Here is an 8,994-nt window from a genome sequence, read left to right as displayed (position 1 = left end):
ATGGCCTGCGGCCACTCTTGACATGCCACCCCGTCCCGGAAAGCCAAGAACTGTCGGGCCGCCCCCGGGGGGAGGCAGGGGGGAGGGTGCCCGTTCCTGCCGGTCCGCGCCCGGCCGCAGGCCGAGTGGAGCCGATACGCCGCCCTTTGGGCGGAAAGAGCGCCCCTAATCGCTACGCGCTCCTCCGAGAGAAGCGTCTGCGAGCTGCGTGGGGCTGAGACTTCGGCCAGATGGGTGTTGGTGCGGGTCAGACGCCCGGCCGCCCCAAGAGTGGAGATTAAAGCGCCACAAAAGGGGCGTTTTAAGCGGCTGTTGAGCCTCGACGGCTGCTTGACCCGAGTGGACTCTCGTCTGGCCGAGCTTTGAGCCCCGCCGCGCCCCTCAGCAACCCCGAACAGGCCGCAGACGCCTCTCTCGGCGAAGCGCGTAGCGATTTGGTGCGTTCCTGTCGCCCAAAGGGCGTCACATGGGCCCCACTCGGGCTGCGGCCGGGCGCCGGGCCCCAGGCGATGGGCACCCTCCCCCATGCCTCCCCCGGGGGCGGCCCGACAGTTCTTGGCTTTCCGGGGTGGGCTGGGCGGTCAAGGGTGGCCGCAGGCCATCGCGAAGCGACGCGACGAAGGAGCGCCCTTGAGGGCACGGCCCGCACCGGAGAGACAGTTGAACTGACGGGCAGCCCCCGGAACCACCCCGACCCCGGACGCACAAAGCGCGCGCCGTTCGCGGCGGAGCCGCGACCCGGCGCAGCCGGGCCCCCACCCACACCTCACCCCCACTGCCCCGAAGCCCCCACCCCCGCGAGGGGCTTGCCCACTACTGCCAGGGCAGTGAAGAAGTTGACCTGGCCTATCGCGACCGTCAGGGTGGCCAGGGCCTTCTCGTCGTACTGCTCCGCCACCCGCGCGTACAGGTCGTCCGAGACGCGCTCGCCCCGGGGGTTCGGCAGGATGACGGCCTCGACCAGCTCCAGCGCCACCCGCTCGGCAGCGGTGTAGAACGGCGCGTCCTTCCAGGACGCCACGGCAGCGATCCGCTCCTCGGACTCGCCCGCCTTGCGCAGCAGGCCCGAGTGCATGAGCGTCAGGTACGTGTTGCCGACGATCTGGCCGGCCCGCAGGTGGATCAGTCCGATCGTGGTGCGCGGCACCGACCGGTTGCCCGTGGCCTTGTACAGCGCGCCCCCGATGGTCGCCAGCTCCGGGATCAGTTCGGTCGGGTCCGACATCCGCGGACGGACGGCCTGCTCCGCGACGGCCTGCTCCGTGACGGTCGAGCGTGCGTTCATGGCGGTTCTCCTTCGGTGGTGACGGCCGTGGCGGCCGGGCGCCGCCCGCGTGGGTCGCGTGGCTACACACCTCTGACGGAGCTCGGCGCACGGATGTGACCGGTCGGCCGAAGAAGTCGGAGAAGGCGAAAAAGGTGGAGAAGGCGAAAAACCTTTCCGCTACTCGGCGTCCAGGCTCACCGGCATCAGGAGGGAGAAGGTGTCCTCGGCGGCGGGGCGCAGGAGGACGAGGGGGGCCTTGGGGCCGACGTACTCCAGGAGGAGGCCTTCGGTGTCCGGCCCGGCGGCGAGGGCTTCCAGGAGGTAGGCGGGGTTGACCCCCACGCGGTCGACGGCCGGGTCCGGCGTTCCGCCGTCCTCGGTGGCGGTCACGACCGTGACCGTGTCCGCCGTCAGGGCCAGGGTGCACACGTCCTCGCCGCCCTCGGCCTGGCCGGCGAGCGCCCGGCGCAGTGCGGGGACGTCGAGGGGGATGCGGCGGCCTTCGGGCAGCCGGGTCAGGCGGCGGTAGTCGGGGAAGTCCTCGCCGATGACCCGGCCGGCGACCTCGTGGCCCAGGGTCTCCAGTTCCACCCGGTCCCCCGCCACGCTCAGGTGGGCCGGGGCGCCGTCGCCGGTCAGCAGGGCGCGCATCGCGTCGACGAGCGCGGCGGGGACGGTCACCTGGACCCGCTCGCCGCCGTGCCCGGTGGTGGAGGTGCGGGCGACGGCCATCCGGTAGCGGTCGGTGGCCACGACGTGCAGGTCGCGGCCCTCGATGTCGAACAGGACCCCGCCGAGGACGGGCAGCTCGGGATCGGTCCCGGCGGCGAAGCGGACGGCGTCGAGGGCGGCGGCGAGATCGGTGGCCGGCACGGTCAGGCGGGCGGTGGCGGCAGTGGCGGTGGATGCGGTCATCGTGGTGTTCCCCTTGGGTGCGAGTAGCGCTCGTAGCGTGGAGAACTCCGCACGCGCCTCGGCGAGGCCGCGTTCGAGCCGGCGCAGGTGGCCTTCCAGCAGGCCGGGCACCAGGCCGGTGTCCGCACCGGACCAGCCCGCGAGCACCAGCCGGATGTCCGCCAGGGGCATCCCGGCCCGGCGCAGCCGGGCCAGGACGCGGGCCTCGGCGAGCTGCCCGGGCCCGTACCAGCGGTATCCGGTCGCCGGGTCGACCCGGGCGGGCATCAGGACGCCCGCCCGGTCGTAGAAGCGCAGGGCGCTAACGCCGAGGCCGCTGCCCCGGGCCAACTCGCCGATGGTGCGCAGGCCGTCGCGCTGCTCGGCGCGCCCGTCACGGCGCGCGTCGTCGCGGTCTTCGTCGCGCTCGTCCGCGCGCTGGTCGTTCTCCACGACGACGACTCTGCGACCTCCACCAGGTCGAGGGTCAAGCCGGGGGTGAGACCGTTGCGCCGCTCAGCGCGCGGCGGCCCGCGCTTGCGGGCTCAGCCGCCGACCTTGGGGGCCTTCGGCAGGCCCGTCTCCAGGGCGGTGCCCGTGCCCGCGAGGGAGCTGTCGGTGGCGTGGGCGGAGGTCTTGGCGACTCCCGCGGCCACGCCGACGGCGGTCTTGGCGTCCTTGACGGCCCCGCTCGGGTTGTCGACGATCTCGCCGACCCGTGCGGTGATCGGCGGGCCCTGCGGCGTGGTCTCGTCCGCGGCCTGGGCGAGGCCCGGGGTGAGGGCGATGGCGGCGCCGCCGGAGAGGACCAGGGCGGCGAGGGTGCGCTTCATGGCGTTCATGCCACGCCCAACGACACCGGCGCCCGCGGGTCACCCCGGGGCGCCGGCGCCGTTGACCGGCCGACCCGTCCGTCGGCCGCCCCGGCCTCAGTCGTTGACGACCAGTGCCGGGGTCGCTCGGGTGAGGACGCGCCCGCGGAAGAAGGCGGGGCTGCGGCGTTCGGTGACCAGCATGATGACCAGCCCCAGGAGCAGCAGGCCCACGCCGATGACGAACACGCTGCCGACGCCGAAGACCGTGGAGCCGGAGCCGTAGGACGGGTTCCACATGTCGACGAGGGTCTTGCAGAAGACCGCGGCGAGGAGCAGCCCGCCCGCCACCGGGAAGACGCCCTTGAACAGCAGGTCGCGGCCGGAGCGGCGCAGTTCGCCGCGGAAGTACCAGGCGCAGGCGAAGGCGGTCAGCGAGTAGTAGAAGCAGATCATCAGGCCGAGCGCGAAGATCGTGTCGGTGAGGACGTTCTCGCTGACGAGGGTCATCACGGTGTAGAAGGTGCCGGTCGCCGCGCCCGCCATGACGGTCGCCCGGCCGGGGGTCTTGAACCGGGGGTGGACCTTCGCGTACGCGGACGGCAGGGCCTCGTAGGTCGCCATGGCCAGCACCGTGCGGGCGACCGGGATGAACGTCGTCTGGAGGGATGCGGTCGCCGAGGCGAGGACCGCGACGAAGAGCAGGACGCCGAGGCCGGGGCCCATGACGGGGCCGGCGAGGGCGGCGAAGACGTTGCCGGAGGTGTCGGGGTTGCCGAGGCCGAAGCCCTTGTCGCCGGAGCCGACGGCCATCTGGGCGACGATGCCGGTGGCCAGGTACGAGCCGACCAGGACGACCATCGCGATGAGCGAGGCGCGGCCGGGGGTCTTGGCGGAGCCGGTGGTCTCCTCGTTGGTGGCCAGGCAGGCGTCCCAGCCCCAGTACATGAAGATCGAGAGCGAGAGCCCGGCGGTGAAGGAGGCCATGGATCCGACCGCGAAGGGGTTCATCCACTGCCAGGAGAAGTCGAGCCCGGTGTCGAAGGTCCCGGCGGAGGCCTTCTGGAAGGCCATGGCGACGAAGACGGCGAGCACGACGAGCTGGAGGCCGACCAGGGTGTACTGGATGCCCTTGGTGGCGGTCATCCCGCGGTAGCTGATGGCGGTGGCGACGGCGATCAGGCTGAGGCAGGTGGCGATGTGTACGGGTTTGCTGTCGTCCAGGGCCGCGAGGGCGGGGTTGCCGGTGATCTCACCGGCGAGCAGCCAGAAGTACGAGGTGGCGACGCCGGCCAGGTTGGAGAGCACGATGATCGTGGCGATCACCAGCCCCCAGCCGCACATCCAGCCGACGCGCGGGCCGAAGGCCTTGACGGTCCAGGTGAAGGAGGTGCCGCAGTCGGGCATCGCCTTGTTGAGCTCGCGGTAGGCGAAGGCGACGAGCAGCATGGGCAGGAACCCCGCGAGGAACACGGCGGGCATCTGGACGCCGACCTCGCCCGCGGTGGAACCGAGGGTGGAGGTCAGGCAGTAGACGGGGGCCACGGTGGAGATGCCGATGACGGCGCTGCCCAGGAGGCCCACGGAGCCCTTGCCGAGGCCCTTGCCCCGGACGTCGCCTCGGGCGGCGCTTTCGGGGGCTCCGCTCACGGTGTCTGCGGCCGGGGGCCGAACGTCCAGCTGTGTCATGCCTCAGGACGTTAGACGGTGCGGTTTCCACATTCGGAGGGTTTAAGTCCACTTAAGTGAACGCCAGATGACCTTTGAATCTTGCCCAGATGGCGCGCTCTTGGCTGGCAATGGAAGTCATGGCCTCTACCCGTCCACAGTTCGCAAGGCACCGAACGACGTGTTCCGGCATGCGGAAATCGCAGCCGTGTCCGTTTTGTGCAGTTAGAAACTTTCCCGTGTGACTTTCCCGGACTCCGTACGACCCCCCTCCGGCGCCCACTTTGCCGTGGACATGGCGAAGCCCCTACAGTCGCCGCCGTTCAAGGTCATTTTCACGGGGAGAGTCCGTTCCATGCGCATCACCTCAGCCCTCGCCTCCGGCGCGGCCGTCACCGCCCTGCTCGTCCTGACCGCCTGCGGGGGCGCGAGTACGGGCGCGAGCGGCTCCGGCGGCGGGGACGTCGGAGTCGTCGGCGGCATCGGAGCCGACGGCGGCAGCGACGGCGACGGGATGGAGGGCACCCTGGAGAACCCCACCAGGAACGGCGGCGTCAACGGCAACGCCCCCAAGGACGGCACGCCCTTCCAGCAGCTGCCCAAGGCGGGCACCATGGCCGCCGCCGCCCGCTTCGTGGGCGGCTACACGCGGTGCCCCTCCGTCTCCACGGAGCCCACGGACGACGAGAGCCCCGCCGACGACGCGAAGTACGACGCCGGCTGGTCCGTCACCGAGCGCGGCTACTGCGGCCGCGGCACCCGCATCTTCATGGTCAAGGACATGAAGAAGTTCCAGGCCGCCTACAAGGCCGACCTGGACAAGGAACGCGCCCAGTCGCCGGACCGGGGCCTCACCGGCGGATTCCTCATCGGTCAGGACTTCGCCGTCCTGGCAACGAGCGACAACGCCATCACCGCCATGGCCCGCCCGGGCGGTCTCCTCATCCTGAACTGCCACCCGGGCTTCACCGCGCCCAGCGGCTACGTGAAGACGAACGCCCAGGCCAAGGGCTGTGTCCTCACCGACTACTACAACGACCACTGAGCGCGGCCGGGGCCGGGCGACCGCGCCCGGCCCCGCCCGCCGCGTCAGCCCCAGACGATCGACTGGACCTCGCTGTAGGCGTGCAGTGCGTACGAGCCCACGTCCCGGCCCACCCCGCTGCGCTTGAAGCCGCCGAACGGCGCCTCCATGTTGCGCCCGATGGTGTTCACGCCGACCCCGCCGGCCCGCATCCGCCGCGCCACCCGGAAGGCGCGCGCCGCGTCCCCGGACCACACGTAGTGCAGCAGGCCGAAGTCGCTGTCGTTGGCCAGCGCGATCCCCTCCTCCTCGTCGTCGAAGGGGACCACCACGACCACCGGCCCGAAGATCTCCTCCCGGACCACCCGCATGTCGTTCGTGCAGTCCACGAGCAGCGTCGGGGCGACGTAGAACCCCTTGCCGTCCGGGCCCACCACCGGGCGCTCGCCGCCGTACGCGACCCGCGCCCCCTCCTTGCGGCCCAGCTCGACGTACGACTCCACCCGGTCGCGGTGCGCCGCGGAGATCACCGGGCCGACCACCGTGCCGCGCGCGCCCGGGTCGCCGACCTTCATGAAGCCCAGGTAGCCGGTCAGCTTCTCGACCAGCCGGTCGTGGATGCCGCGCTGGGCGATCACCCGGGTCGGGGCCGTGCAGATCTGGCCGCTGTAGAAGGAGAACGTCGTCCCGATGCCGAGCACCGCCGCGTCCAGGTCCGCGTCGTCGAAGACGACCGCCGCGCCCTTGCCGCCCAGCTCCATCAGCTGCCGCTTCATGGTCCGGCCGCACACCTCGGCGATCTTCTGCCCGACGACCGTCGAGCCGGTGAAGGACACCATGTCCACGTCCGGGCCGTCCACGGCCGCCTCGCCGACCTCCACCGACGCGCCGTTGACCACGTTCACCACTCCGGGCGGGGCCCCCGCCTCCTGGAGCGCCGCCGCCATGCGGAACACCGACAGCGGGTCCTGCGGAGCGGGCTTGACCACGACCGTGTTGCCCATCGCCAGCGCGGGGGCGACCTTGCCCGCCGGATTGGCCCACGGGTTGTTGTAGGAGGTGATGCAGGTGACCACGCCGACCGGCTGGCGGATCTCCAGCGCGCCCAGCACACTGGCCGCGCCCATCGGGCCCGCCTCGGTGACCTGCGGGGGCAGACCCCGTTCGACCGGCTCCAGGGCGCCCTTCGCGTACCGCCGGAAGCGCGCCACTCCGACCCCGACCTGCATGCCGCGGGCGATCCCCGTCGGCGCGCCGGTCTCGGCCCGGGCCAGGCGCGCCCACGGCTCGTACTCCCGCTGCATGATGTCGGCGGCCCGGTCCAGGATCGCGGCCCGCTCCTCGGGCCTGGTCCGGGACCAGCTCGCGAAGGCCGCCCGGGCCGCGGCGGCGGCCTCGTGCACCTGCTGCCGCGAGGCCTCGGGGGCGAGGCCGACCACCGACTCGTCCGCCGGGTTGATCACCTCGTAGTGGCCGCCCGCGGGGGCCACCCACTCACCGTCGATCAGGAGCTGCTGCGGCTGGTCCGCGCCCGCCCCGCTCGCCCCGCTCACCGCGTGCTCACCGTCCTCGTGTCCCGGCCCGAACGGAGCACGGTCCCGGGGACCGCCCCCGTGATCTCGTCGTCGCGGATCGTCTCCACCCCGTTGACCCGGACGGAGACGATGCCGATGGCCCGCGAGTCCAGCCGCGGGCTGTCGCCCGGCAGGTCGTGCACGAGCGTGGCGGGCCCCGCCTCGATCCGCTCCGGGTCGAAGAGCACCAGATCGGCGTGGAACCCCTCGGCGATCCGGCCCCGCTCGCGCAGCCCGAAGAGCTGCGCCGGGTCGTCCGTCAGCATCCGTACCGCCTGCTCCAGCGGCACCAGCTTGCGCCCGCGCAGGCAGTCCCCGAGGAACCGCGTCGTGTACGGGGCGCCGCACATCCGGTCCAGGTGCGCGCCCGCGTCCGAGCCGCCGAGCATGACGTCCTCGTGCTGCCAGGTCTCCTGGCGCAGCGCCCAGCTGGCCGGGTCGTTGTCGGTGGGCATCGGCCACAGCACCGTGCGCAGGTCGTCGGCCGCGCAGATCTCGACCAGGCAGTGGAAGGGGTCCTGGCCGCGCTCGGCCGCGATGTCGCGCACCACACGGCCGGAGAGCCCGGCGTTCTGCGGGGTGTAGGTGTCCCCGATGACGTAGCGGCCGAAGTCGGCGAGGCGCCGGAAGACCCCGGCCTCCTTGCTGTCGGCGCGGCGCAGCATCTCGGCCCGTACGTCCGCGTCGCGCAGCCGGGCGATCCGCTCGGGCACGGGCAGGCCGAGGACCTCCCCCCAGCCGGGGATCAGGTTGAGCGCGCAGAAGGTGCCGAGCGACATGTTCATCGGCGTCAGGATCGGCATGGTGAGGGCGACGATCCGGCCGCCCGCCTTACGGGCCCGCTCGCTCGGCAGCAGCTGGCGCGGCACCCGCTCCGGTACGGCGGCGTCGATGGTCAGCACGTTCCAGTTCAGGGGGCGGCCGGCGGCCGCGCTCATCTCGACGAAGAGGTCGATCTCCTCGTCCGCGAACTGGTCCAGGCAGCCCGCGACGATCGCCTCCAGCTGGGTGCCCTCGTGCTCGGCCACCGCCCGGGAGAGGGCGAGCAGTTCGGCGGGCTTCGCGTGCCGGGAGGCGACGGGGGCGCCCGCGCCGTCGGAGTGGGTGGAGGACTGGGTGGTGGACAGGCCCCAGGCGCCCGCGTCCATCGCGTCGTGGAGCAGCGCCAGCATCTGGTCCATCTGCTCGGGCGTGGGCTGGCCGCCGACCGCGTCCTCGCCCATGACGTGGCGGCGCAGCGCGCAGTGGCCGACCATGAAGCCCGCGTTGACGGCGATCCGGCCGTCGAGGGCGTCGAGGTACTCGCCGAAGGTGGACCAGGTCCAGTCGACGCCCTCTTCCAGGGCGGCCAGCGCCATGCCCTCGACCCTGCTCATCATCCGGCGCGTGTAATCGGCGTCCTCGGGGCGGTCCGGGTGCAGCGGGGCCAGGGTGAAGCCGCAGTTGCCGCCCGCGACGGTGGTGACGCCGTGGTTCATCGAGGGGGTCGCGTAGGGGTCCCAGAAGAGCTGGGCGTCGTAGTGCGTGTGCGGGTCGATGAAGCCGGGGGTCAGGACGAGGCCGTGCGCGTCCTCGCCGGTCCGGGTCTCCTCGGTGACGGTGCCGGGCGCGGCGATGACCGCGATCCGGCCGTCGCGTATCCCGACGTCCGCCACGCGGGCGGGGGCGCCCGTACCGTCCACGACGGTGGCGCCCTTGATCAGGTGGTCGAGCATGACGTCCCTTCTGCGGTGTACCTGTCTGCCTCCGGCGGCG

General features: G+C 72.4%; 7 protein-coding genes. 1 reads left to right on the top strand and 6 read right to left on the bottom strand.

Annotated features, from left to right (window positions below; translation table 11 throughout):
• Nucleotides 1–766: 766 nt before the first annotated feature.
• The 4 genes from ABZY31_RS18545 to ABZY31_RS18530 all read right to left on the bottom strand — a co-directional run bounded on the left by ABZY31_RS18545 (nt 767) and on the right by ABZY31_RS18530 (nt 4,662).
• Nucleotides 767–1,285 (bottom strand): carboxymuconolactone decarboxylase family protein, encoded by a 519-nt coding sequence (locus ABZY31_RS18545; RefSeq protein ID WP_356411485.1) that lies wholly within the window; start codon nt 1,283–1,285, stop codon nt 767–769.
• Nucleotides 1,286–1,444: 159 nt separating this feature from the next.
• A complete protein-coding gene (locus tag ABZY31_RS18540) occupies nt 1,445–2,530 on the bottom strand; it encodes a MerR family transcriptional regulator (protein ID WP_356411520.1) in 1,086 nt (361 codons plus the stop codon).
• A gap of 176 nt (nt 2,531–2,706) precedes the next feature.
• Nucleotides 2,707–3,003 carry a hypothetical protein gene (locus ABZY31_RS18535; protein ID WP_356411482.1) on the bottom strand — a complete coding sequence of 99 codons (297 nt, stop codon included), beginning with the start codon at nt 3,001–3,003 and terminating at the stop codon, nt 2,707–2,709.
• A gap of 87 nt (nt 3,004–3,090) precedes the next feature.
• On the bottom strand, nt 3,091–4,662 hold the full coding sequence (locus tag ABZY31_RS18530; protein ID WP_356411479.1) for an APC family permease: 1,572 nt from the start codon (nt 4,660–4,662) through the stop codon (nt 3,091–3,093).
• Between the two features lie 334 nt (nt 4,663–4,996).
• Between ABZY31_RS18530 and ABZY31_RS18525 the strand changes: the two genes are divergently transcribed.
• On the top strand, nt 4,997–5,686 hold the full coding sequence (locus tag ABZY31_RS18525; protein WP_356411478.1) for a hypothetical protein: 690 nt from the start codon (nt 4,997–4,999) through the stop codon (nt 5,684–5,686).
• A 44-nt stretch (nt 5,687–5,730) separates the two neighbouring features.
• Here ABZY31_RS18525 and ABZY31_RS18520 read toward each other — a convergent pair whose 3' ends face one another.
• Nucleotides 5,731–7,218 carry an aldehyde dehydrogenase family protein gene (locus tag ABZY31_RS18520; RefSeq protein ID WP_356411475.1) on the bottom strand — a complete coding sequence of 496 codons (1,488 nt, stop codon included), beginning with the start codon at nt 7,216–7,218 and terminating at the stop codon, nt 5,731–5,733.
• Entirely contained in the window at nt 7,215–8,954 is a 1,740-nt protein-coding gene (locus ABZY31_RS18515) for a D-aminoacylase (RefSeq protein ID WP_356411472.1), read from the bottom strand. The genes ABZY31_RS18520 and ABZY31_RS18515 overlap by 4 nt, the downstream gene beginning before the upstream one ends.
• Between the last annotated feature and the right edge of the window lie 40 nt (nt 8,955–8,994).

Origin of the sequence: Streptomyces sp. NPDC006529 (assembly GCF_040611795.1) — a bacterium.
Taxonomy (GTDB): domain Bacteria; phylum Actinomycetota; class Actinomycetes; order Streptomycetales; family Streptomycetaceae; genus Streptomyces.
Note: the sequence above shows the minus strand (reverse complement) of the source record. Positions and strands in the feature narration are given on the sequence as shown.